Origin of the sequence: Rhodoferax sp. (assembly GCF_012927445.1) — a bacterium.
GTDB lineage: Bacteria > Pseudomonadota > Gammaproteobacteria > Burkholderiales > Burkholderiaceae_C > Rhodoferax.
The window spans coordinates 788,679-809,893 of the sequence record NZ_JABBPD010000007.1 but is presented as its reverse complement, the minus strand read 5'-3'; the positions used below and the strand labels follow the sequence as shown (position 1 = coordinate 809,893).

At 55.0% G+C, this 21,215-nt stretch carries 26 protein-coding genes; 17 read left to right on the top strand and 9 right to left on the bottom strand.

The features are described from left to right. On the top strand, positions 1–188 hold a 188-nt coding region (locus tag HHJ17_RS15595; RefSeq protein WP_296506370.1), incomplete at its 5' end, for a hypothetical protein. A 76-nt stretch (positions 189–264) separates the two neighbouring features. Here the strand turns inward: HHJ17_RS15595 and HHJ17_RS15590 are convergent. From HHJ17_RS15590 to vioA, 6 genes are read right to left on the bottom strand one after another with little or no spacing between them, the layout of a single operon-like run. Continuing rightward, positions 265–1,014 carry a class I SAM-dependent methyltransferase gene (locus tag HHJ17_RS15590; protein ID WP_296497856.1) on the bottom strand — a complete coding sequence of 250 codons (750 nt, stop codon included), beginning with the start codon at positions 1,012–1,014 and terminating at the stop codon, positions 265–267. Then, positions 1,011–1,478, bottom strand: coding sequence for a GNAT family N-acetyltransferase (locus HHJ17_RS15585; protein ID WP_296497858.1), 468 nt, complete (start codon positions 1,476–1,478; stop codon positions 1,011–1,013). The genes HHJ17_RS15590 and HHJ17_RS15585 overlap by 4 nt, the downstream gene beginning before the upstream one ends. Beyond that, complete coding sequence (locus HHJ17_RS15580) at positions 1,475–2,443, bottom strand: hypothetical protein (RefSeq protein WP_296497860.1); 969 nt, start codon at positions 2,441–2,443, stop codon at positions 1,475–1,477. Before HHJ17_RS15580 ends, HHJ17_RS15585 begins: the two co-directional genes overlap by 4 nt. 3 nt (positions 2,444–2,446) lie before the next feature. Further along, positions 2,447–3,409 (bottom strand): hypothetical protein, encoded by a 963-nt coding sequence (locus HHJ17_RS15575; RefSeq protein WP_296497861.1) that lies wholly within the window; start codon positions 3,407–3,409, stop codon positions 2,447–2,449. A 3-nt stretch (positions 3,410–3,412) separates the two neighbouring features. Beyond that, positions 3,413–4,111, bottom strand: a complete 699-nt coding sequence (locus HHJ17_RS15570) for a WbqC family protein (protein WP_296497864.1) — start codon at positions 4,109–4,111, stop codon at positions 3,413–3,415. 43 nt (positions 4,112–4,154) lie between these two features. Continuing rightward, positions 4,155–5,264, bottom strand: coding sequence for a dTDP-4-amino-4,6-dideoxy-D-glucose aminotransferase VioA (gene vioA, locus HHJ17_RS15565; protein ID WP_296497866.1), 1,110 nt, complete (start codon positions 5,262–5,264; stop codon positions 4,155–4,157). A 337-nt stretch (positions 5,265–5,601) separates the two neighbouring features. Between vioA and flhD the strand changes: the two genes are divergently transcribed. From flhD to HHJ17_RS15510, 11 genes are all read left to right on the top strand, one after another. Beyond that, positions 5,602–5,928 (top strand): flagellar transcriptional regulator FlhD, encoded by a 327-nt coding sequence (gene flhD, locus HHJ17_RS15560; protein WP_296497869.1) that lies wholly within the window; start codon positions 5,602–5,604, stop codon positions 5,926–5,928. A 10-nt stretch (positions 5,929–5,938) separates the two neighbouring features. Beyond that, positions 5,939–6,475 (top strand): flagellar transcriptional regulator FlhC, encoded by a 537-nt coding sequence (gene flhC / locus HHJ17_RS15555; RefSeq protein WP_296497872.1) that lies wholly within the window; start codon positions 5,939–5,941, stop codon positions 6,473–6,475. Positions 6,476–6,622: 147 nt separating this feature from the next. After that, on the top strand, positions 6,623–7,483 hold the full coding sequence (gene motA / locus HHJ17_RS15550) for a flagellar motor stator protein MotA (RefSeq protein ID WP_296497873.1): 861 nt from the start codon (positions 6,623–6,625) through the stop codon (positions 7,481–7,483). Between the two features lie 17 nt (positions 7,484–7,500). Further along, positions 7,501–8,436: a flagellar motor protein MotB gene (motB, locus tag HHJ17_RS15545; RefSeq protein ID WP_296497875.1), complete on the top strand. Its 936-nt coding sequence runs from the start codon at positions 7,501–7,503 to the stop codon at positions 8,434–8,436. 67 nt (positions 8,437–8,503) lie between these two features. Then, positions 8,504–8,893 (top strand): chemotaxis response regulator CheY, encoded by a 390-nt coding sequence (cheY, locus tag HHJ17_RS15540; RefSeq protein WP_296497877.1) that lies wholly within the window; start codon positions 8,504–8,506, stop codon positions 8,891–8,893. A 5-nt stretch (positions 8,894–8,898) separates the two neighbouring features. Continuing rightward, the gene (locus tag HHJ17_RS15535) at positions 8,899–9,540 is read left to right on the top strand and encodes a protein phosphatase CheZ (protein ID WP_296497879.1); all 642 of its coding nucleotides are present in this window, start codon (positions 8,899–8,901) and stop codon (positions 9,538–9,540) included. 84 nt (positions 9,541–9,624) lie between these two features. Further along, positions 9,625–10,779 carry an EscU/YscU/HrcU family type III secretion system export apparatus switch protein gene (locus HHJ17_RS15530; RefSeq protein ID WP_296497881.1) on the top strand — a complete coding sequence of 385 codons (1,155 nt, stop codon included), beginning with the start codon at positions 9,625–9,627 and terminating at the stop codon, positions 10,777–10,779. Continuing rightward, positions 10,776–12,854 carry a flagellar biosynthesis protein FlhA gene (flhA, locus tag HHJ17_RS15525; protein WP_296497883.1) on the top strand — a complete coding sequence of 693 codons (2,079 nt, stop codon included), beginning with the start codon at positions 10,776–10,778 and terminating at the stop codon, positions 12,852–12,854. Before HHJ17_RS15530 ends, flhA begins: the two co-directional genes overlap by 4 nt. Continuing rightward, a complete protein-coding gene (gene flhF / locus HHJ17_RS15520) occupies positions 12,851–14,299 on the top strand; it encodes a flagellar biosynthesis protein FlhF (RefSeq protein WP_296497884.1) in 1,449 nt (482 codons plus the stop codon). The genes flhA and flhF overlap by 4 nt, the downstream gene beginning before the upstream one ends. Continuing rightward, positions 14,292–15,047: a hypothetical protein gene (locus HHJ17_RS15515; protein ID WP_296497886.1), complete on the top strand. Its 756-nt coding sequence runs from the start codon at positions 14,292–14,294 to the stop codon at positions 15,045–15,047. Before flhF ends, HHJ17_RS15515 begins: the two co-directional genes overlap by 8 nt. Then, a complete protein-coding gene (locus tag HHJ17_RS15510) occupies positions 15,047–15,763 on the top strand; it encodes an RNA polymerase sigma factor FliA (protein WP_296497888.1) in 717 nt (238 codons plus the stop codon). The genes HHJ17_RS15515 and HHJ17_RS15510 overlap by 1 nt, the downstream gene beginning before the upstream one ends. 25 nt (positions 15,764–15,788) lie before the next feature. Here HHJ17_RS15510 and HHJ17_RS15505 read toward each other — a convergent pair whose 3' ends face one another. From HHJ17_RS15505 to flgA, 3 genes are all read right to left on the bottom strand, one after another. Then, positions 15,789–16,172, bottom strand: coding sequence for a hypothetical protein (locus HHJ17_RS15505; protein ID WP_296497891.1), 384 nt, complete (start codon positions 16,170–16,172; stop codon positions 15,789–15,791). Positions 16,173–16,197: 25 nt separating this feature from the next. Then, the gene (flgM, locus tag HHJ17_RS15500) at positions 16,198–16,524 is read right to left on the bottom strand and encodes a flagellar biosynthesis anti-sigma factor FlgM (RefSeq protein ID WP_296497894.1); all 327 of its coding nucleotides are present in this window, start codon (positions 16,522–16,524) and stop codon (positions 16,198–16,200) included. A gap of 72 nt (positions 16,525–16,596) precedes the next feature. Beyond that, on the bottom strand, positions 16,597–17,316 hold the full coding sequence (flgA, locus tag HHJ17_RS15495; protein ID WP_296506369.1) for a flagellar basal body P-ring formation chaperone FlgA: 720 nt from the start codon (positions 17,314–17,316) through the stop codon (positions 16,597–16,599). Positions 17,317–17,530: 214 nt separating this feature from the next. On the opposite strand from flgA, the gene flgB reads away from it, so the two are divergent. The 5 genes from flgB to HHJ17_RS15470 are packed head-to-tail and all read left to right on the top strand — an operon-like array spanning position 17,531 to position 21,168. Next, positions 17,531–17,974, top strand: a complete 444-nt coding sequence (gene flgB / locus HHJ17_RS15490) for a flagellar basal body rod protein FlgB (protein WP_296497899.1) — start codon at positions 17,531–17,533, stop codon at positions 17,972–17,974. Between the two features lie 26 nt (positions 17,975–18,000). Then, positions 18,001–18,405 (top strand): flagellar basal body rod protein FlgC, encoded by a 405-nt coding sequence (gene flgC, locus HHJ17_RS15485; protein ID WP_296497902.1) that lies wholly within the window; start codon positions 18,001–18,003, stop codon positions 18,403–18,405. 18 nt (positions 18,406–18,423) lie between these two features. Further along, complete coding sequence (locus HHJ17_RS15480) at positions 18,424–19,077, top strand: flagellar hook capping FlgD N-terminal domain-containing protein (protein WP_296497904.1); 654 nt, start codon at positions 18,424–18,426, stop codon at positions 19,075–19,077. Positions 19,078–19,106: 29 nt separating this feature from the next. Beyond that, the gene (gene flgE, locus HHJ17_RS15475; protein WP_296497906.1) at positions 19,107–20,387 is read left to right on the top strand and encodes a flagellar hook protein FlgE; all 1,281 of its coding nucleotides are present in this window, start codon (positions 19,107–19,109) and stop codon (positions 20,385–20,387) included. A gap of 40 nt (positions 20,388–20,427) precedes the next feature. Continuing rightward, positions 20,428–21,168: a flagellar basal body rod protein FlgF gene (locus HHJ17_RS15470; protein ID WP_296497909.1), complete on the top strand. Its 741-nt coding sequence runs from the start codon at positions 20,428–20,430 to the stop codon at positions 21,166–21,168. Positions 21,169–21,215 lie beyond the last annotated feature (47 nt).

The window sequence follows — 21,215 nt, the reverse complement described above, 5'->3', positions numbered from 1 at the left end:
TCAACAAGGGCAATCACTGGGCAGAACATGTTGCAGAACTGGCAGTGCTTCGCCTCGAGATGCGGGCACGTTTTAATGCCTCTGCCATGGGTCAACCGGAACCCTTCGCCAACAGTCTGGACGCCACCTTGCGCGCCATGTGGCAGCGCTGGTGTGCGGGCTTGCCACCTACGCCGATGAATGAATGAAGGGGTCATGCCTGTCATTGCTGCGTCTTGAAAATGCACGCAAGCCTTTCTCAAGTGAGTTTCACCTTCCCAGGGCCTAGGCGGCCTCGCCTCGTTCGCATATCAAAAAGATACTCGAACACAGATCGGGATACTGCTGCCCCAGTTTGTAGCATCCTTCCAGATACTCTGTAGAAATGATGTCCGTTTGCAGCAATCGATCCCACTGAAAGTTCGCCAGTGCCTTGAAGAAGATACCGGATCGGTGAACCACCTTCAATCCAGCCGTCACGGCATCGCGTTCCAGAGTGTCCAACGAGTAGGTACATCGGTGACCATGCTCCGCCTCAGCCGCGGTGACGGCGGCATTATGAGTGATCAGCCCCATCTTGACAGCGATCTGTCTTGAAGGCGCATTGGCGTTCGGGCACACCAGGAAGAACCGGCCGCCTTCCGCCAACCACTCTTCGTTGACGCGCTTCAACACCGAGACGGGATCGTCCAAGTGCTCCAACACATGAGTTAGCACGATGTTGTCATAGCGTCTGGGCAGGCCCGCCTTCTCGAATTGCGAATTGACGAACTTCACCTTGTCGCCCAGCTTCAATCTGGCTTCGTTGATCGCGACATCCGAGGCGTCGACACAGGTAATGTCATCGAAATAGGGCCGGAGTCTTCTGGTGAAGTCGCCCTTGAAGCTGCCAAGCTCAAGCAAGCTGCCCTTATTGAAGAAAGGTTCGAACGATTTGATCATGAAAGGATGCATCACATCGAAGTCGAAGCCATATGCGTATTTGTGGTCGTTCGTATTTTTTATTTCGACGTTGTAATCACGCTTACTGGTCATGTTTGTTCTTCCCTGCTTTTCAAATATAGCGTCATTGGCACGAATCGCGCCTCCGCCTTGTCTGCGACGAATCCGCACTTTTCATACAACTTGATGGCTGGAGCATTGTCCGCAGCCACTTCCAGACTGATTCGCCACATACCCGCGGTCTTCGCGTATTCATTACACTGGTTCATCAACTTCGCAGCAATGCCCTTGCCTGTCCACTCGCGTAGCACGCTGACGCTGGTGATATATGCGATAAGCTGTTCTTCGTTGTTGCAATAGGCCGCCACCAAAGCGACCAGTGTGCCGTTTGACCAGGCTTCAAACCGCGTCGCTTTGCTTGCAATCTTCTGCGCATAGTCGCGTATCTCGACCCGTTCGCGCAAGGGCGGCATGAAATCGGCATCGCAGCACAGCAAGTGATCTGCGATTTGTACCGCAGAGGCCTTGTTCAACAAGAACTCAATCGTCGCGCTCATCGTTCCAATACCGCCAAGCCAAAACCGAAACGTCCGAACTCGTTGCCGTTATAGAGCAAATACACCTGACCATCGCACTCGAACACATGCGGGTAGCACAACATATCAGAATCCCAGTCACCCGGTGTGACGTCAAGCAGCGGATTCATATCGTCGCGCGTCCAGTTCGCCAAGTCGTCCGACCATGCATGACCGATGCGATAGCCGCGACCCTTGTTCCTCCTGAAGTCGGATGACTGGCGATAGCAAAAGAACATGTGATGCCGACCATCGATCTCGATCACTGTCGGCAGCGCCTGGCTTTCATCCGCACCCAAGCGGTCGGCGATAATCTGCCGGGCTTCTTCCTTGACCCAGTTGATACCGTCGCTAGAAGTCGCATGACCGATCTTATAGGTGCGATCTGGCGCTGAGTCCGGTGTGAACTTCCTCCAGCCGGCACCGAAGATGTACCACATGTGGAACACGCCGTCGACGATCTTCACAAAGCCATCACCAACCAGACAAGGTTCATGCAGCGATGCCGCCAGCACCGGGCCGTCACCGATGCGCTGGAAGGTGAGGCCGTCATCATGGCTGATGGCCAGACCGATGGCGGTATCGACCGAGACCGAGACACGTCGATTCCAACCGCAGGTGTAGCCATACACGGCATCGCCGTGCCGCATGACGCTCATTGGAAAAATGCCATGCTCGTCGAAACAACCAAGTCCACCGAGTGGGATGACCGTCTTGTCCGATACGCGAATGACATCGCGCAGGTTCTTGCACATGTCGACGAAGGCGATATGGCTCAGGTACTTGCCATTGCTTTTGTCGACCGCGCGGGTGGAAAAATAGATGCGTACAAAATCATCGAACACCAAGGCTTGCGGCGATTGTGCGAATTGCACACATTCGTTCGGCAGCGAGTACTGGGTAGGGTCGAATATCTTGCCGAGTTTTGTCCACTTCATCGCGCTCATTCCTTACTCCAACTTGCCATCCAGCACTGCCAGACCGAAGCCGTGTCGACCAACCTGATTGCCAAGATAGGCCAGGTAGGTTTTTTCATCCAGTTCGAACACGTGCGGGTAACTGATCATCTCCGCATCCCAGCCTTCCTCCGACACGTCGATGCCGGCTTTCGCATCATCGCGCAGCCAGTCGGTCAAGTTGGTGCTGGATGCATATCCGATGCGGTAGCCGTTTTCCTTGCCCCGGTAATCGCTGCTGTAGCGGTAGCAGAAGAACATGTGATATTTGCCATTGGCGTAGAACACGTCCGGACTGGCTTGCGCTTCATCTTCTTCAATGCGACTCTCAATCAGGTCTTTGTTGACCTTGTTCCAATGGATACCGTCTAAGGACGATGCCATGCGGATCTTGTAGACCGGCTCTGCCTTGCCATCGACTACTTTCCACTTGCGACCGGCGATGTACCACAGATACCAGGTGTCATTGAACCGCCGGACCTTCGGCCCGCTCAGCACGAAAGGTTCGTCCGGCGAATACGACAGTACCGGGCCGGTGCCAAGTTTGGTGAAGGTCGTGCCCCCATCGAAGCTGGTCGCCATGCCGATCGCCACGTTGAACGGCACGGATTCACAGCGCGTCCAGCCCGCGTAATAGGCGCGCACTTCGTTTCCATAGCGAATAACAGAGACTGGATAGGTGCCGAATTCATCGAACTCGCCCAGCCCACCCAGACTGAGGATGGGTTGTTCGCCAACATGCCGCACCTTGAACAGATCGGCGCGATCGAGATCGACATAGGCGGAGTAGCTTACATACTGAGCATTCTCGTCTGCGGGGGGGCGGCAGGAGAAATAGACCCGCACGAAATCATCAAACACAAGGATCGAAGGCGCCTGTGCGAACTCTTTCAGCCAACTGCGCCCTCGCACTTCTTGCGGCGTGAACACCTTGCCTAATTTTTTCCACCTGAACATAGCTCAGATCAACTCAAAGTTAGTTGAGATGCAGTTTTGGATCGTCTCGATCGGATTGAACATCATCACGTCGACAATCGATAACCAAGGAACGAACGCGTCGCCCAACTGCGGATATTCGAACGGTTTCGCTTGAATGAATTTCAAGTCGACACCCTTATCCCGAAACGTATCTTTTGCATACAGTTCCATGCCGCCGATGGCGTTCACATAGGTATTCGCGCCGACCGCTTCGCACAAAGCAAGCACCTTGTCCTGATTTTTCAGGGTGTGATTTATGGCGATGTCGGAAGAGATTCTGATCTCAGTGGTGATGCCCAAATGCGCGCAGGTTTTGACGATGGCGTGGTGCAGGTATTCAAACAGGTTTGCATCATCAAAACGAACGATCTCTTCGATCAGCGGCAACGTCTGATCAAAATACGGCGCGCGTCTATACGCCCCCTTGATTTGGTTCAGCAATTTATCGCGGTTGAAATCAGTCGACAACCCCCGTTGGCACACATCCAGATGGTCCGAATCACTTTTCAACGGCAACGAGAACATGACATCCTTGCCGTTCTGCAACATGCGGTTGCGATTGATCCAACCCTTCTTTGTGTATTTAATGTTGTCATACACGATGAATAGATCGGCCGATGCGATCAACTGGAAGTAGCCAATATACGGAAAGAAGTACGGCTGCATAATGGCCAGTTTCATCTGGTCTGCCCCATAGCATCGCTCGTTTTTTTTGTATGCACTTTCATTGAGCCGCAATGAAATTGGTAATTTCATCAACTGCGGACATCGCCAAATCGGGGTAGATAGGCAGGCAGAGAACTTGCGACGAAGCGGCGGTTGCCACTGGCAGATTTTCCCCACGGGCGGACGGTAAGCCACGATACATAGGAAATTCCGATATCAAGGGATAAAAATAGCGGCGTGGGTGGATACCGCTATCTTTTAGCTTTTGGTTCAGTCCATCGCGGCTGAGCGGATAGTTGGCATCCACCAAGACAGGAAAATAAGAATAGTTGGCAACTTTTTCGCCCGAATCATTCAAGCAGTGGATACCCTTTACATTTTTTAGGCGCTCACGATAAGCGGTATCAATTGCCTTGCGGCGCAAGAGCGCCTGATCAATGTATTTCAACTGCAAAAGTCCTAATGCCGCGTTGAATTCGCTCATTTTCCCGTTGATGCCAGGTGCCACCACGGTGACTTCACCCACGTGACCGAAGTTCTTCAGTTGATCAATGCGAATCTTCGTTTTTTCATCAGGACAGATGATGGCACCGCCCTCAAATGTGTTGAACACCTTGGTGGCATGGAAACTCAATACCGACATATCGCCATGCCGAAGGATGCTCCCCCCTGTATCTTTAACACCAAAAGCATGAGCCGCGTCGTAAATGACCTTGAGGTTGTAGTTATCGGCAATCTTCTGGATCGCTTCGACATCGCAAGGATGCCCGTAGCAATGGACCGGCATGATGGCGGTGGTTTGTGGCGTGATGGCAGCCTCGATCTTCACCGGATCCAGGTTGAACGTGTTCGGGTCAATGTCCACGAACACGGGTTTGATGCCGTTCCACAACAACGAGTGCGAAGTCGCTACGAATGAATACGGCGTCGTAATCACTTCGCCCGTAATTCTCAATGCCTGCAATGCCGTAACCAGCGCAATCGTGCCATTGGTGAACAGGGCAATGTGCTTGACGCCCAAATAGTCACACAGCGCCTGCTCCAATTGCTGGTGAAAAGGCCCCCCATTGGTAAGAATTTTCTTGTCCCATATCTGCTGCAGATAGGGAATAAATTCTTCAAGTGGCGGCAGGTAGGGCTGAGTGACGTAAATTGGTTCGATGCTCATACTCTGCTCGTGAAACTGGGAATGCAAGTGTTACTGCATGAAATTTACGCAAGTCTAGGACCAACAAGACGATGCTAAAAAATAGAATTGCCCGGTATTTCACACCCTTATCCACGCTGCATTGATCATTTTGTACGAGTTTCCCTTACAAACCAACGTCAAAGTCCTGACACCCCGAACAGGCAGATGCCGATTCAAGTTTTCTGGGGTCAAGTTCAAAATCGACTCCATCGTGATGAAGATATCTCTTGTGAATGCTATAAAAACAGTAGCGAACGCCCTTAGAATCAACGCCATCGCGGTCCCTACAGGGTCTTGCCCAAAATTGGAGCCGAACATGACAGACGAACAACTCTCCGCAGAAATCCGCGATGCCAACCTGACTTACCTCATGCTGGCGCAAAACCTGATTCGCAATGACAAGGCCACTGCTTTGTTCCGGCTGGGCATTTCTGAAGAGTCGGCAGCGCTCATTGCCACGCTCTCCCCTGGGCAGATCCTGAAAATGGCTTCCAACAATATGCTGCTGTGCCGCTTTCGCATGGATGACGATATTGTGTGGAATCTGTTGACCAACAATACGGTGAACAAAGTGGACAACGACTCCACCACCAAGCTGCATGCCAGTATTTTGATGGCCGGGCGCTTCGCCGAGGCGATGTAAGGAGATCACCATGGCCACCAAAAGCGTTTTAAATGATTCCAAACAGGTTGAGCGGGCTGTCGCGCTGATTCAACTGGGTGCCCGTCTGCAGGTGCTGGAAAGCGAAACCGATCTGTCTTACGAGCGCTTGCTGCGCCTGTATAAAGAAGTAGCCGGACGCTCACCGTCCAAGGGGCAACTGCCGTTTTCGACCGACTGGTTTTTGACCTGGCAACCGAATATTCACGCGTCGTTGTTTTTAAACACCTACGAGTACGTGAGCAAGGTGAGCGCGCTGGAAGACATTGACGCGATCATGAAAGCGTTCAGGCTTTACACCGAACAGATCGCGGCTTGCGGACTAGAGCCGCTGTTGTCCATCACCCGGGCTTGGCGTCTGGTGAAGTTTGTGAACAACAACATGCTGGGACGTACCAAATGCTCCAAATGTGGCGGCCATTTTGTAACCAATCCCTACGAGAATGCGCGTCACTTTGAGTGCGGCCTGTGCACCCCCCCCGCTCGCGCCGGTAAAAGCGCCAGCGCCGGAGGGATATTGCTACACTGAGTGCTCTGATACGTAAGCACTTATTAAAGGGCTCCTTTGGGGCCCTTTTCTTTTTTTGGCTCACACGTTTGTTCCATAAAATTCACAAGCGCAACATTTAGTTGCCAAATATATGGCTGCCCCCCTTCATCTTGACTCTGTAAAACCATGATCGTTATTGTTGGTTACGTGGTTTCCATGGGTTGCATCTTTGGTGTGTACATCTTTCACGGTGGCAACATCGCGGTGATTCTCAAGGCGTTGCCGTTTGAGTTGATCACGATTTTTGGCGGGGCACTGGGCGCTTTTGCGGTCAACAACCAGCCCAAGGTGCTGAAGGCGACGATCAAGCTCATTCCGCAGGCGATCAAGGGCTCCAAGTACACCAAGGCGCGCTATCTGGAACTGATGGCCTTGCTCTATGACATCCTGCAAAAAGCCCGCAAAGAGGGCTTGATGGCCATCGAGAAGGACGTTGAAGACCCGCACGGCTCAGAAATCTTCAAAAAATACGCCACCGTTGGCAGCGACCACCATGTGGTGGAGTTCATGACCGATTACCTGCGCATGATGGTCTCAGGCAACCTGAACGCCCATGAAATTGAATCCTTGATGGACAGCGAGATTGACACCCACCATGCCGAGGCGCACGCGCCTATCGCGGCGATTGCACGGCTGGCCGGGGCCTTGCCTGCGTTCGGCATTGTTGCTGCCGTTTTGGGGGTGGTGAACACCATGGGTTCGGTCGGGCAACCACCCGCAGTGCTGGGCGGCATGATTGCCTCCGCCTTAGTGGGTACTTTTTTAGGGATTCTGCTGGCCTATGGCGTGGTCGAGCCCTTGGGCGGCCTGCTGGAGCAGAAAACGGAAGACAGTGCCAAAGAATTGCAGTGCATCAAGACCACGCTGTTGGCCAGCATGCAGGGCTACAACCCCTCGACGGCGATTGAATTTGGTCGCAAAGTTCTCTTCTCGACCGAACGTCCCACCTTTATTGAACTGGAAAGTTATGTGCGTGGCAAAAAATAAGCTGACGCTGGGTTGATATGGCTACAGACGCTAAAAAGCTGCAGCCGATCATCGTCAAAAGGATCAAAAAAGCGGGCCACTCCGTGCATGGCGGCGCCTGGAAGATTGCCTACGCCGACTTTGTGACAGCCATGATGGCATTTTTTTTGCTGATGTGGCTGCTGGGCTCTACTTCGGAAGGTGATAAAAAAGGCCTCTCTGACTACTTTACAGCGCCACTCAAGGTATCCATGCTGGGGGGGAGCGGCGCTGGTGCCAGCAACAGCATCCTTCCTGGCGGGGGTGCAGATCTGACCAAGCAGGCGGGCCAGTCCCGCCGCGGCGAGGGCAACGACCCTATTCAAAAAAAAATGATGGCTGAAGCTGTCCGGGCAGAAGTAGCCAAGCAAGACGCTAAAAAATTAGCTTCTCTGAGTGCAAAAATCAGCGCAGTCATATCCAACAACGCCAAACTTGCCGAATACAGTTCCCAAATCAGACTGGATACAACGCCGGACGGCCTGCAAATACAGATCATCGACGATCAGAAACGCCCCATGTTTGACAGCGGTAGTGCAACGGTCAAACCGTATATGCGCGACATATTGAGAGAAATCGGGGCGGCATTGAACGGCGTTGAAAACAAAATCAGCCTGGATGGTCACACGGACCGCTCCTCTTACAGCAATGCCGAACGCGGCTATAGCAACTGGGAACTTTCTTCTGATCGGGCCAACGCTTCTCGGCGGGAGCTTGTTGCGGCAGGCATGCCAGACGACAAGCTGGCTCGGGTCGTCGGCCTGTCATCCAGCAGTTTGCTGGATGCAAGCAATCCATTAAGCGCGGCGAACCGTAGAATTAGCATTACGGTGATGACGCGTGAAGCCGAAGAGCGACTCATGGGGACGGCGCGAGCACCGGCCACAATAGCCCCAGAGCAAGAAGCAGCAGCCACCCCGGCAGTCAGCCAATAACATTGAGACATCATGATTCGGTACATACAAATAACAGTTCGGGCAAACGCCATTGAAAGGGTGTCACATGGCAAATGAGCTTCGGTTTTTGGTTGTTGATGACTTTTCCACCATGCGGCGGATTGTTCGCAACCTGCTCAAGGAAAGTGGCTATACAGAGGCCGACGAGGCTGAAGATGGCGTGGCGGCATTACAAAAATTACGCAATAGTAATTTTGACTTTGTTGTCAGCGACATCAATATGCCCAATATGAACGGCTTTCAGTTGCTGATGGAAATCAAAAAAGATGAGAAGCTCAAGCACATCCCTGTTCTGATGGTGACGGCCGAGGCGCGAAAAGAAGACATCGTTATGGCGGCCCAACAAGGTGCTGCCGGCTACATTGTCAAACCCTTTACCAAAGCCACGCTGGAAGACAAAGTCAACCTTATTCTCACCAAGATGGGTTTGAAGTGACTTCCATGCAAAGCATTCACCCAGGTCCTGCCGCAAGTATTGCAGTCACGCCGGATGTGCATCAAACTATCGGAAAGCTGACGCGGCAATTGCATGATGCGCTCAATGGACTGGGCCTGACGGACAAGGTCAAGGGCTTGACGGGCGAAATACCCGACGCCAAAGATCGTCTGTCATACATTGCCAGACTTACTGGGGAAGCCGCTGAAAAAGTGCTAAACCGGGTTGACCAGGCCAAGGCACAACATGATTATGTTGCAGCGGAAACCCGCCGTATTGGTGCCTTGATCGTCAAAGACCCGGTCAGTGCCGTGGCAAAAGGCCATGTGATGAACTTCATCACTGATGTCGAACAATCCACCAAACAGATTGATCAACATCTGACAGAAATCATGATGGCGCAGGACTTTCACGACCTGACAGGTCAAGTCATTGCCAAGGTAATCAACCTGGTTGCCAACATTGAAGAGCAGTTGATTCAATTGCTGATTCAGACCGCCCCGGTGGAGGCGGTCGTTAAAGCAACGGCGCCAGCCACTGAATACAAGCCCGCCTTGGCAGGGCCTGTTGTCAACCCCGTGGGCAACACCGAGGTCGTCTCGGGTCAATCGGAAGTTGACGATTTATTGGCCAGCCTGGGGTTCTGAAGTGGCGGGTTAAACCCCCTCTTATCAGCCTTTAGTTAGCAGGTCGGCTTACGACAATGGTGGGAACTTAACAGCCGCCCCACCATGGAATCAAGTCAGGACCGCAATTTACCAGCCTCCGAGCGGAAGCTTCAAAAAGCGCGTGATGACGGGCAAGTAACACGCTCGCGTGATTTGTCGCATTTGGCGGTGCTGGGAGCAGGCGCCCTGAGCTTGATGGTGTTGTCGCCGCTCATGTTTGGCCGGCTGAAACTGCATCTGAGCCAACAACTCTCGTTTGATGCCACCTCAGTGGCACATCCCGAAATCATGCTGACGCGCCTGCAAGACATGGTGGCTATTGGTTTGCTGGGGAGCGTCATTTTTGCGGCCATCGTTACCACGGTGGTGATGCTGAGCACGGTGGCCGTCGGCGGCTGGGTCACCAGCTTGAAGCCGGTCATGCCCGACTTCAGCCGCGTGAACCCGTTGACGGGTTTTGGCCGCATGTTCACTAAAGACAAATTTACTGAAGTGCTTAAGATGACGTTTCTGACCGTGGTGCTTTTCGCGCTGGGGGCAACCTATCTCAGCTCCAGTATTCACTCCATGGCCATGTTGACTCTGCAACCCTCAACGTCGGCACTTCGGCATTTGACGGAGTGGCTGACCTCGGGCATGGGTTTACTGCTGCTGGTGGTGTTACTGGTTGCCATGGTGGATGTGCCGCTGCAGAGTTTTTTGCATAAGTCCCGGATGAAAATGTCTCAGCAAGAAATGAAGCAGGAGCACAAGGAGTCCGACGGCAATCCAGAAATGAAGGGCAAGCTGCGTCAAAGACAGCGCGAGATTGCCCAAGGCAACAGCATTGGTGCCGTGCCCAAAGCCGACTTTGTGCTGATGAATCCAACCCACTTTGCGGTTGCCATCAAATACGACGACAAAACCATGCGTGCGCCCCAAGTGGTCTCGAAGGGCGCCGATTTGCTCGCCATGAAGATCCGGGATATTGCCAAGCACAACGCCATTCCGGTGTTGCAGTCGCCGATGCTGGCACGGGCTCTGTACGCCAATGCAGAGCTTGACCAGGATATCCCGGCCAGTCTGTATACCGCCGTGGCCCAAGTCCTGGCCTATATTTACCGGCTCAAAGCTGCCATGCGCGGCGACGGCCCCATGCCGGGCGAGCCGCCACAGCCTTTTGTACCGCCTGAGCTTGATCCCTTGTCCAAGGTGATTGCCAGCACACCCGCATCATGAACCCACAACTCAAATCGCTACAAAATTGGTTTGGCGGCAATGCGGCCCTGATCAAAGGCGCCGCCGCACCGCTGCTGGTGGTGGCTATTCTGGCCATGATGGTGTTGCCGATGCCGTCGTGGATGCTGGACACCTTCTTCACGATCAATATCTCGGTGGCCTTGATCGTGATGATGGTGGCAGCCTACATGGTTCGCCCGCTTGATTTTGCGGCGTTCCCCGCTGTGCTGCTGCTCACCACACTGATGCGACTGTCGCTCAATGTGGCGTCAACCCGCGTGGTGCTGCTTGAAGGCCACACCGGCCCTGGTGCGGCCGGTGCCGTGATTGAAGCCTTTGGACACTTTTTGATTGGCGGCAACTTTGCAGTGGGCCTGATTGTTTTCTCGATCCTGGTGGTCATTAATTTCGTGGTGGTGACCAAGGGTGCGGAACGGATCGCCGAGGTGTCGGCCCGCTTTGCATTGGACGCCATGCCAGGCAAGCAGATGGCCGTGGACGCCGATTTGAACGCCGGCCTGATTGATGAAAAAGAAGCCAAACGCCGCCGTGCCGAGGTTTCTGAAGAAGCTGACTTTTTTGGCTCCATGGATGGCGCCTCCAAATTTGTGCGCGGCGACGCCGTGGCCGGTATTCTGATTCTGCTGATCAATATTTTTGGCGGCTTTATGGTGGGGGTTTTACAGCATGGCTTGAGTGCCTCACAGGCCGCCGACACCTACATTCTGCTGGCCGTTGGCGACGCGCTGGTGGCGCAGATTCCGGGTCTGTTGATCTCGGTGGCGGCAGCCATGGTGGTGTCCCGCGTTGGCAAGGACCAAGACTTGGGCCGTCAGATCGTCGAGCAGATGTTCATTTCGCCACGGGTACTGGGAATTACAGCGGTCATCATGGGTGTTCTTGGCATCATTCCTGGCATGCCACACGTCGTGTTTCTGGGAATTTCCGCCATTCTTGGCTATGCGGCCTGGGTTCTTGCGCACAAGCCAATTGCGCCGGATCCGGAAACAATTGCGCCGGTTGTCGCGTCAGATGGCGAAGCCACTTGGGATGACCTGCAACCGGTCGACCAATTGGGACTTGAATTAGGTTATCGGCTGATTGCGCTGGTCGACAAGAACCGTCAGGGCGACTTGCTGACCCGCATCAAGGGCGTGCGTCGCAAGTTTGCGCAAGAGGTTGGGTTTTTACCCCCATCCGTTCATGTGCGCGATAACCTGGAGCTGAAACCCAGCGGCTATCGCATTACCCTGCGCGGCGTCATCGCAGGCGAAGGCGAAGCGTTCCCCGGCATGTTCCTCGCAATCAACCCAGGTGGCATTACAACGCCCTTGATTGGCACCGCCACCACGGACCCGGCTTTCGGTTTACCAGCACACTGGATCGACGAACGGCAGAAGGAAGCCGCACAAATGGCCGGGTTTACCGTGGTTGATTCCGAGACTGTCATGGCCACCCATTTGTCACACTTGATGCAAGTTCAGGCCTCCAAGTTATTGAGCCGAACCGAGACCCAACAACTTGTTGACCATGTAAGCAAACTGGCTCCTAAACTGATTGAAGAAGTAGTTCCCAAAATGGTATCCATCGCTGTTTTCCAGAAAGTCCTGCAGTTGCTGCTGGATGAATCTGTGCACATCCGCGATATCCGCACCATCATCGAGTCCCTGGCCGAGCACGCAGGCACGGTGACAGACCCGGCCGAGTTGGCACGCCGGGTGCGAATTGCTTTGTCCCCGGCCATCGTGCAGCAGATCTACGGCCCCACCCGTGAACTTAACGTCATTGCCATTGACCCGGCTCTTGAGCGACTTCTGGTGCAGGCCCTTGGCAACGCATCCGGACCAGCCCTGGACCCCGGTGTGGCCGAGATATTTACCCGCACCGCCGCCGAGGTGGCACTCAAACAAGAAGAAATTGGCATTCCGGCCTGTCTGCTGGTGCCAGATCAAATTCGCAGCGCGATCGCCCGTCTGGTGCGTCGCGTAGCGCCACGGCTGCAAGTACTCGCACACAGCGAAATTCCTGAATCGCACACCATCCGTATCGGTCCGATTCTCCGAGGAGCATCATGAATATTCAACGCTTTTCTGCCCCAACGTCTCGCGAGGCGCTGGCCAAGGCACGACTCGCTTTTGGCGACGGAACCCTGATTTTGTCAAACCGGACCACCCCGTCCGGCGTGGAGGTGGTCGCAACCGCTGAAAATACATTGGCAGCCCTGGATCGTTCTGAGTCGTTTGCCAACCGGAGCAAAGCGCAAGCCCTCCCCACGCGGCAGGCAGCACCAGTTGCACCCCAGTCAAGAAACCCGGTGGCGGATGACGCCGCGCAATTGGCCATGAGCACGCTGTCGTTTCAGAACTACGTCCGCGAACGGATGCTCCGTCGCCGGCATGAGGCCATGACGGGTCGATCAGACATCACGGAAGGTGATGAGGCAGCGCAAGCCCGTCCGCCGATACAGAGTGCTCGGCCAGCACCGATACAGACTCAACCGGAGCCAGAGGCACCAATCAAAGTGGCGCCGGTGCAGAGCCCCCCCCCAGCGCAGGCCCCAACCCACACGCCAGCGTTATCCCAAGGCATTGTGGATGAGTTGCATGCCATGAAGGAACTGTTTGAAGACCGCTTCAACACGCTGACCTGGCTTGGCCAAGCGCGCCAGAATCCGATTCAGTCCAATCTGATGCTAAAAATGATCAGGGCGGGCTACTCACCCACGCTGGCACGGACTATTTTGGAACGCATGCCCGAAGGCATCGGTGCCGCGGAATCCGTACGCTGGGTCATGAGCATTCTGGAACGCAACCTGAAAACGGATGCAGCTTCTCGCCCCGTGCATGAAGAAGGTGGCACCTATGCGCTGGTTGGCGCCACCGGTGTTGGCAAGACCACCACCGCAGCCAAGCTGGCCGGTCTGTGCGCCCGCACATACGGCGCCAGCAGCGTCGGAATGATCACCATGGACACCTACCGGGTCGGCGCGCACGAACAACTGCGGGCTTACGGCCGGATGATGGGCGTAGTCGCCCACCTGGCACATGACCGCGCGGCCCTGCAAGATCTGCTGAACCTGCTGGTCAATAAAAAAATGGTCCTGATTGACACGACGGGACTCGCACCAAACGACCCTCGCAAACGGAACATGCTGGATGTTCTCGATTTGCCCGGCGTGAAACGCCTGCTGGTACTCAACGCGGGTGGTCACGGCGACACGCTGGATGACGCGGTTTCGTCCTTCAAATCCACCGGGGTTCAACAGGCCATCCTTTCCAAAATCGACGAGGCCGCCAAACTGGGACCGGCACTGGATGCCTGCATTCGACACCAACTGGTGTTGCGGGGTGTCACCATGGGCCAAAAAGTGCCCGAGGACTGGGAATCGGCTGACGCGGCCAAGCTGGTTCGCATGTCCATGCGCGCACCCAGCAAATCTGCTTTTGATCCCAAAGCTTCAGATTTAGACTTTTTCTTTACCCCGCAAAGCACATCGACACCAGGGCACCTCGATGCTTGAAATGTGCGTCAACCAGGGTGCCGGTCTGCGTGGCATTGCGAAGCAAGCCGCACCGCGCGTCATTGCCATGGCAAGTCATGGCGACCAGCAGGGTGAATTGCCCTTGCTGTGGAGTCTTTGTTCCACCCTGGTCGATTTTGGCTACCCGGTCGCTGTATTGGACGCAACCACGGTTGAGTCCGCCAATAATCCGGGACTTGAACAACTGATGAATGATGCCTATTGGCCGGGTGACTTGAGTAGCGAAGCCTTGTCGTGGTCGGTGATACCTGCGGCGCTTGGCCTGCAACGGCTAGGCAACCGGAAGACGGCGAGTGGCCTTCCTTTGGATCAACTCAGTGGCCTGTTTCAGAGCTTTGGCGTGATCGTCATCTATGCTCGGGCAGATGTCCTGACCCTTGTGCTGCCGGACAGTGGCATCGAGCCCTTGCTCACCGTATCCCCTGCCAAAATGTCGCCAGTAACGGCCTACCAAGCGCTCAAACAAATGTTGCTTGACGCGAAGCTTAGGCCTACTATTGCGTCAATAGTGCCGGAGTCTTTACCCAAAGGCGTCGCGCAGAGCTATTCACCCGTTGAAAATTTACAGAAATGTGCCATGACATTTTTAGGCTACCGGCTTGATTCGCTGGTTGTCCGGGCGGTGCAGCCGAAAGACCGCCCTTCCGACGACATGCACCGACTTGCCCTGCGGCTCCTTGAGAATGCAATGCCACTTCAAAGCCATCATTTTGTGGGGAGCCATTGATGTACACCGCCAAGGGTCAATTGGACCGCAATGCCATGATCAAACAGTACCAACCACTGGTGCGTCGCCTGGCTCACCACATGATGGCTAAATTACCCGCAAACGTCCAAGTTGATGATTTGATTCAGGTTGGATTGATCGGCTTGTCCGAGGCATTGACCCGATACGAGGCAGTGCATGGCGTTCAGTTTGAAACCTTTGCCACGCAGCGCATTAGAGGGGCCATGCTGGACGAACTGCGCGGTAACGACTGGATGTCGCGTGGCTCCCGAAAGAGCCAGAAGGAAATCGAGCAGTCATTACGCCGGCTTGAGCACCAGCTCGGACGCACCCCGCTCGAAAGTGAAATTGCGGCCGATATGGGCTTGAGTCTTCTCGACTACCAATCCTTGCTGGGAAAAGTTCGGGGGACGCAGCTTGTTTACCTTGAAGACATGGCACGTAGCAGTGAAGACGATGACAGCTACCTGGACCGCCACGTAGGCGACAGCGAAGCCGACCCGATGAATATGTTGCGCGATCACCGCTTGCGTCAGGCTTTGGTTGCCGCCATCAAGAACCTGCCTGAGCGTGAACAATTCATCATGAGCATGTACTACGAAAAGGACATGAACCTCAAAGAAATTGCCGCTGTGCTGGATGTGACTGAGTCACGTATTTGCCAACTGCACAGCCAGTCCATCGCCCGGCTGCGTGCCAAAATGCGTACGCATTAAAGGCAAAAAATCTACGATTTTAAGTTCAGGCAGCCAGAAATTTGAAGGCGCCAGTTTGCTTGCCGAGACTCCCATAGGGTCCGGCAACCTGGGCATAAGTTGGGGCAAGGGTGGCCGGAACGATGGCGTTCAAGCCCCGCTCAACCAAAACCGTACGACGGATCAGACTCTCTCTTTGTGCCGCCATGCCATCAGCCAACCGCTTCAGGCGCGATTTGAAGCTTTGGCTCTTGAGATCCATCGGGGTTTGGCGTTGCAAAAACTCTGAGAAATCAATCGCCGCTTGCCGCAGCGCAGCACTGGCGGTGGCCAGTGCAAGAGGCTCGCCACTCACAAGCGCAACCGACACGTCGTTGAAATAAAGTTCAACTTCGGCCAGAGCTTTTTCTATGTGAGCAGGAATCATCATTCAATTTTAAAAAATAGGGCCAAACTCAATTGCTGGTGTGATTGAGCATTTCCTGAGCATTGCCCAGTAATTTATCAGCGATGGCTTCCGGGTTCACCACGAAGGTTCCTTTTTGGATTGCCGCTCGCACTGCATTGACTTTTTCCATGTCGACATCTGCCGGCTCGCTCCGACTGGTCGCGCCCAGTGAACGCGCCAATGTGGAAACCGTAACAGCAACACCCGCAGACTGGGTGCTTTTAGTTGCGGCGGCATTGGCAGTCGAGCTGGCGCTTTGCCGTTCCTTTGGAGGGACAGGCTGCGCAGTCGTACTGACTAACATCGGATTGTCTGAAGGTTGACCTATTTTCATCGTGCTCTCCAAAACTACTGTAAATGTAGCCTCGTACGATCCATATCGGCCGAATTATGTCGGACTTTAGTCCTATATTTCGAGCTTGACAGTGCGACTGTCCAAAACAATACCCGTCATAACACGCCCGCCATCCATTCTGACGCGTGCGGGCTGTCCCACAATGCCCACGGATAAAGCTTGCCCGTCCGATGTAATCTGAAACCCGGGGCCCTGCGCGACAACGCGGACCTGGGTCCCGGCCTGAAAAACCTGTGCGGGCTTAATCATCCCTTGACGCAAGGCTTGCCCTGTTGTTAGCGCTTTCAACGCCACCTGCCCAACCCATTGCGAAGGACTGATGACGATGGGGCTGGTTTCTTCAGCCCAATCAACCTCCGCTTCGATCGCATCGGTGTCTGTCAAAACCGCCCCTTGCGCCACATCACCCTTAATAACCCAAGCCGTGCCGTAGGCCTTGATGGTCACAGGCAGGAATACGTTCCACTTGACACTCCCATCCATGCAGCGCAGCCCCAGGCGGGTTTTGCCCCAAAGGCGCGTTCCCACTGGAATATAAGGTTCCACCCTGGCACAAGGTGCCAGCCGCAGGCGGCTATCAAGCTCACCGACAGCGACCTCCATTCGCAGTGGAGCCGCCCCTGCCGGGCGAACATTGGACACAGCGCTATCCAGCCAACGCTGTGTGGCTTCGATAAATTCAGGCTTGGCACTGTTAGCCTGTGCCTGCACCGTCGCCACAGCCCCCAACGAAAAACAGAAGGCCACCACCACATCCAATGTCCTGGACACCGAGGGAGTTGGGTTTGAAAACTTGTTAAACATGGCACCTCTACAGTTTTGTGCTGACGACTATAGGCAGACCCCTGCGCGATAAAACTGGCAAGTAACCGCAGTTTCCCCTGTTATTCAAAGCATCGGGAATTAAAGTAATTCCCATAATTGCCGCACATCGAAGCCTATTGCTACCGCCATAGGGTCAGATCACCGAAAGTTGAGGTTTTTAATGTTTGCAAATATTACCAGTGGCTTGGACTTCCATTCGAAGGCCCTGGTGTTGCGCGCCGAACGCCAGCGCGTGATTGCTAGCAACATTGCCAACGCCGACACACCCGGCTACGTGGCCCGCGACCTGAATTTCAAGGACGCCATGAACGCGGCCAGCAGCGGTGGCGTGAGCGCCAGCAGTAGCAGCAGCGCCCAAGGCAGCGGCACCAACGGCATGACGAACGCCAGACATATTCCACTGTCAGGCGGCACCATCGGAACCTTGGGCGGAGCCTCCAACCTGGCCTATACCGCGCAGACCCAGCCCAGCCTGGACGGTAACAGCGTTGACCTTGACCGAGAGCGCGCCAACTTCGTTGACAACTCCGTGCGTTACGAAGCGACTCTTCGTTTTATTAACGGCCAGTCCAAGACTATCTTGAGCGCCATTCAGGGCCAATAAGCCGGGTACGCCTGCGGAGATCTTTTATGTCCATGTTTTCCATCTTCAATGTTTCCGGCAGCGCTATCAGCGCGCAGTCGCAGCGCCTCAACGTGGTGGCCAGCAATTTGGCCAATGCCGATGCCGTGGCCGGCCCCGATGGTCAAGGCTACAAAAGCCGGCAAGTGGTGTTTGAGACCACTCCCATGGGGGCGGATGCATCTTCGGGTGTACGTGTTTCCTCCGTCAAGGAGAGTAACGAGCCGCTGCGCAAAGTACATAACCCGAGCCATCCCTCCGCCGACGCGGAAGGGTATGTCACCCACTCCAACGTGAACCCGGTGGAAGAAATGGTGAACATGATTTCAGCCTCGCGTTCGTACCAGAACAATGTCGAAGTCATGAACACGGCCAAGACACTGCTGCTCAAAACCCTGCAAATGGGTCAGTAAAAACACAAGGACTTAGCCATGCTTACAGCAACCACCGCCACCACCGCCACGACGGGTACAACTTCGTCCAGCGCAGCAACAGCAGCAGCCACTTCGGCGGCGACGCAGGACCGGTTTATGACGCTGCTGGTTGCGCAGCTGAAAAACCAGGATCCGATGAGTCCGATGGACAACGCGCAGATGACCAGTCAGATGGCGCAAATCAATACCGTCACAGGCATTCAGCAGGTCAACGACACCTTGAAAAGCATGGCGACGCAGTTCACCTCTTTGCAGGTGCTGCAAGGCTCTTCCATGGTGGGACACAACGTGCTGGTTGCCAGCAACACCTTGACCAGCAGCGCGGGCGTGGCCAGCGGCGCAGTTGATTTGGCAGGCAAAGCCGACGCCGTCAAAGTGGAAATCCTGTCGCCCGGCGGTCAAGTTCTAGAGACATTTGACTTAGGGGCTCTGGACGCAGGCCGACATTCGTTTGACTGGGATGCATCAACCTACCAGGGCACTGGCGAACCGAGCTTTCGGGTAACCGCCACCCTGGCTGGCCAAGCCGTCGCAAACACATCGCTGGCCCAAGACACGGTGGTGTCGGTTGGTAGCGAAAACGGTGCCATGACAGTGCAGCTGCAGGGGCGCACTGCCGTGCCCTATGACAGCATCAAGGCCATTCTCTAGACCACCGCGTAACACAGAAGGAATACTCCATGTCATTTCAAACAGGTCTCTCCGGCTTAAACGCCTCCAGCCGCAACCTCGATGTGATTGGCAACAACATTGCCAACGCCAACACCATCGGCATGAAGTCATCGCGTGCTGAATTTGCCGAATTGGTTACATCCAATCTAGGTGCGGGCGGTGGCGGCGGCTCTGGTATCGGTGTATCGGTCGCAACTGTTTCGCAACAGTTCTCCCAGGGCAGCATTAATATGACGGGCAACAATCTTGATGTTGCCATCAACGGCGGCGGTTTTTTTGAATTGACCATGCCCGATGGCTCTGCGGCCTTCACGCGGGATGGCGAGTTCAAGCTTGATAAGGATGGCTTTATCAAGTCGAATGGAAACGCCAATGTGTTGGGCTACAAGATAGACAGCACAGGCAAACCCATCATTGGGGACAAACCCACGCCCTTGCAGCTTCCGACGTCGGCGCCTATCGCGGCGAAACCGACCTCGACAATCACAGCTGAGTTCAACCTGGATTCACGAGCAGTCGTCGCGGCCTCCGTCACGCCTGTTACCCCAAGAACCACCTACGGCACTTCATTGACAGCTTACGACTCGCAAGGCGCTCCTGTGCCCGTGAGTCTTTATTTTGAACGGGTCGCTTCAACCGGGGTCGCCCCCAACATAACCGATAACTGGAACGTTTACGACGTGTCAACCGGCGGCGCGGCCCCGGATGCTTTGGTGCCCCCGACCCAAGGCGCGGCTGGCACGGCTGGCTTCAGGTTTCAAATGCAGTTTGATGCCAGTGGAAAACTGATATCGCCGGCAACTTCTCCAACGCTATCGATAAGCACACCTTCTGTTGTCACACCCAACATCACCGCAACACTGGACATCAGCAAGGTCACCCAATTCGGCTCTGCCTTTGCCGTCTCCAACCTGACGCAAAATGGCTACGCACCCGGTGAACTGACGAGCCTGAAAATTGGAAAAGATGGCGTTATCACAGCGAGTTACTCCAATGGCCAGTCACAGGCAGCTGGCCAAATCGCATTGGCTGACTTCCGCAATGTGCAAGGCCTTTCTCCCACCGGGGGTGGCAACTGGGTTGAAACCAGTGCCTCCGGACAACCGGTTCAGGGCTCGCCGGGCTCCGGGAAATTTGGCGCACTGACCTCTGGTGCGCTGGAAGATTCCAACGTCGATCTAACCGCCGAACTGGTCAACATGATGACCGCGCAACGGGCCTACCAGGCCAATGCGCAAACGATCAAAACGCAGGATCAGGTGATGACAACGCTGGTCAACCTGCGCTGATCTGTCCCACTCGTTAACCCGCCATTGAACAGGACCCGCCATGGATCATCTAATTTACACCGCGATGTCTGGCGCGAATGCGGCGGCCCAGCGGCAGGCGGTCCTGTCCAACAATTTGGCCAATGCTTCCACCAACGGCTTTCGGGCCGAGTTGTCGACGTTTCGCGCCGTGCCGGTGCGCGGCGACGGCGCCCCGACACGCGTGTTGGCCGTTGAAGCGACTGCGGGCCATCTGGAAACACCGGGCTCCGCACAGCGCACCGGTCGCAGCCTGGATGCCATGACCACCGGCAACTCCTGGTTTGCCGTTCAGGCGCTGGATGGCGCCGAGTCCTACACCCGCAACGGATCCTTTGAAGTGTCGTCTGAAGGCATTTTGAAGACAAGCAATGGCTTAACGGTCTTAAGTGATGGCGGTGCACCCATCACGGTGCCCACCGGCGCGGAAGTTGCCATCGGCTTTGACGGCAACCTCAGTGCCAAGGTTGGCAACCAGCCCCCCACTGGCGTCGGACGCCTGAAACTGATAACCCCGACTGGCGACGACCCCCTGAAGCGGGGTACCGATGGCCTGTTCCGTGCGGCATCAGGCGACCCCTTGCCCAACGACACCAACGCCCGTCTTAATGTCGGTGTACTGGAAGGCTCCAATGTGAACGCGATCGAAACCATGGTTGGCATGATCCAGACCGCCCGCCAGTTTGAAACCCAGATGCGACTGCTGCAAACCGCTGAGTCGAACGACAAATCAGCTGGACAGCTACTGAACGTTCAGGGCTAAGCCTGATCACTCGCACCCTCGCATCCCATCCCCATAATCAGCCCAGG

What these genes read in the sequence shown, in the direction of transcription:
- HHJ17_RS15480 (WP_296497904.1), top strand. Translation starts at nt 18,424, where the DNA reads ATGCTTACAGCAACCACCGCCACCACCGCCACGACGGGTACAACTTCG.
- flgB (WP_296497899.1), top strand. Translation starts at nt 17,531, where the DNA reads ATGTTTGCAAATATTACCAGTGGCTTGGACTTCCATTCGAAGGCCCTG.
- flhC (WP_296497872.1), top strand. Translation starts at nt 5,939, where the DNA reads ATGGCCACCAAAAGCGTTTTAAATGATTCCAAACAGGTTGAGCGGGCT.
- flhA (WP_296497883.1), top strand. Translation starts at nt 10,776, where the DNA reads ATGAACCCACAACTCAAATCGCTACAAAATTGGTTTGGCGGCAATGCG.
- HHJ17_RS15515 (WP_296497886.1), top strand. Translation starts at nt 14,292, where the DNA reads ATGCTTGAAATGTGCGTCAACCAGGGTGCCGGTCTGCGTGGCATTGCG.
- HHJ17_RS15535 (WP_296497879.1), top strand. Translation starts at nt 8,899, where the DNA reads ATGCAAAGCATTCACCCAGGTCCTGCCGCAAGTATTGCAGTCACGCCG.
- HHJ17_RS15575 (WP_296497861.1), bottom strand. Translation starts at nt 3,409, where the DNA reads ATGTTCAGGTGGAAAAAATTAGGCAAGGTGTTCACGCCGCAAGAAGTG.
- flgC (WP_296497902.1), top strand. Translation starts at nt 18,001, where the DNA reads ATGTCCATGTTTTCCATCTTCAATGTTTCCGGCAGCGCTATCAGCGCG.
- HHJ17_RS15585 (WP_296497858.1), bottom strand. Translation starts at nt 1,478, where the DNA reads ATGAGCGCGACGATTGAGTTCTTGTTGAACAAGGCCTCTGCGGTACAA.
- motB (WP_296497875.1), top strand. Translation starts at nt 7,501, where the DNA reads ATGGCTACAGACGCTAAAAAGCTGCAGCCGATCATCGTCAAAAGGATC.
- motA (WP_296497873.1), top strand. Translation starts at nt 6,623, where the DNA reads ATGATCGTTATTGTTGGTTACGTGGTTTCCATGGGTTGCATCTTTGGT.
- flgE (WP_296497906.1), top strand. Translation starts at nt 19,107, where the DNA reads ATGTCATTTCAAACAGGTCTCTCCGGCTTAAACGCCTCCAGCCGCAAC.
- HHJ17_RS15470 (WP_296497909.1), top strand. Translation starts at nt 20,428, where the DNA reads ATGGATCATCTAATTTACACCGCGATGTCTGGCGCGAATGCGGCGGCC.
- flhD (WP_296497869.1), top strand. Translation starts at nt 5,602, where the DNA reads ATGACAGACGAACAACTCTCCGCAGAAATCCGCGATGCCAACCTGACT.
- HHJ17_RS15570 (WP_296497864.1), bottom strand. Translation starts at nt 4,111, where the DNA reads ATGAAACTGGCCATTATGCAGCCGTACTTCTTTCCGTATATTGGCTAC.
- HHJ17_RS15590 (WP_296497856.1), bottom strand. Translation starts at nt 1,014, where the DNA reads ATGACCAGTAAGCGTGATTACAACGTCGAAATAAAAAATACGAACGAC.
- HHJ17_RS15505 (WP_296497891.1), bottom strand. Translation starts at nt 16,172, where the DNA reads ATGATGATTCCTGCTCACATAGAAAAAGCTCTGGCCGAAGTTGAACTT.
- HHJ17_RS15530 (WP_296497881.1), top strand. Translation starts at nt 9,625, where the DNA reads ATGGAATCAAGTCAGGACCGCAATTTACCAGCCTCCGAGCGGAAGCTT.
- flhF (WP_296497884.1), top strand. Translation starts at nt 12,851, where the DNA reads ATGAATATTCAACGCTTTTCTGCCCCAACGTCTCGCGAGGCGCTGGCC.
- flgM (WP_296497894.1), bottom strand. Translation starts at nt 16,524, where the DNA reads ATGAAAATAGGTCAACCTTCAGACAATCCGATGTTAGTCAGTACGACT.
- vioA (WP_296497866.1), bottom strand. Translation starts at nt 5,264, where the DNA reads ATGAGCATCGAACCAATTTACGTCACTCAGCCCTACCTGCCGCCACTT.
- HHJ17_RS15580 (WP_296497860.1), bottom strand. Translation starts at nt 2,443, where the DNA reads ATGAGCGCGATGAAGTGGACAAAACTCGGCAAGATATTCGACCCTACC.
- cheY (WP_296497877.1), top strand. Translation starts at nt 8,504, where the DNA reads ATGGCAAATGAGCTTCGGTTTTTGGTTGTTGATGACTTTTCCACCATG.
- HHJ17_RS15510 (WP_296497888.1), top strand. Translation starts at nt 15,047, where the DNA reads ATGTACACCGCCAAGGGTCAATTGGACCGCAATGCCATGATCAAACAG.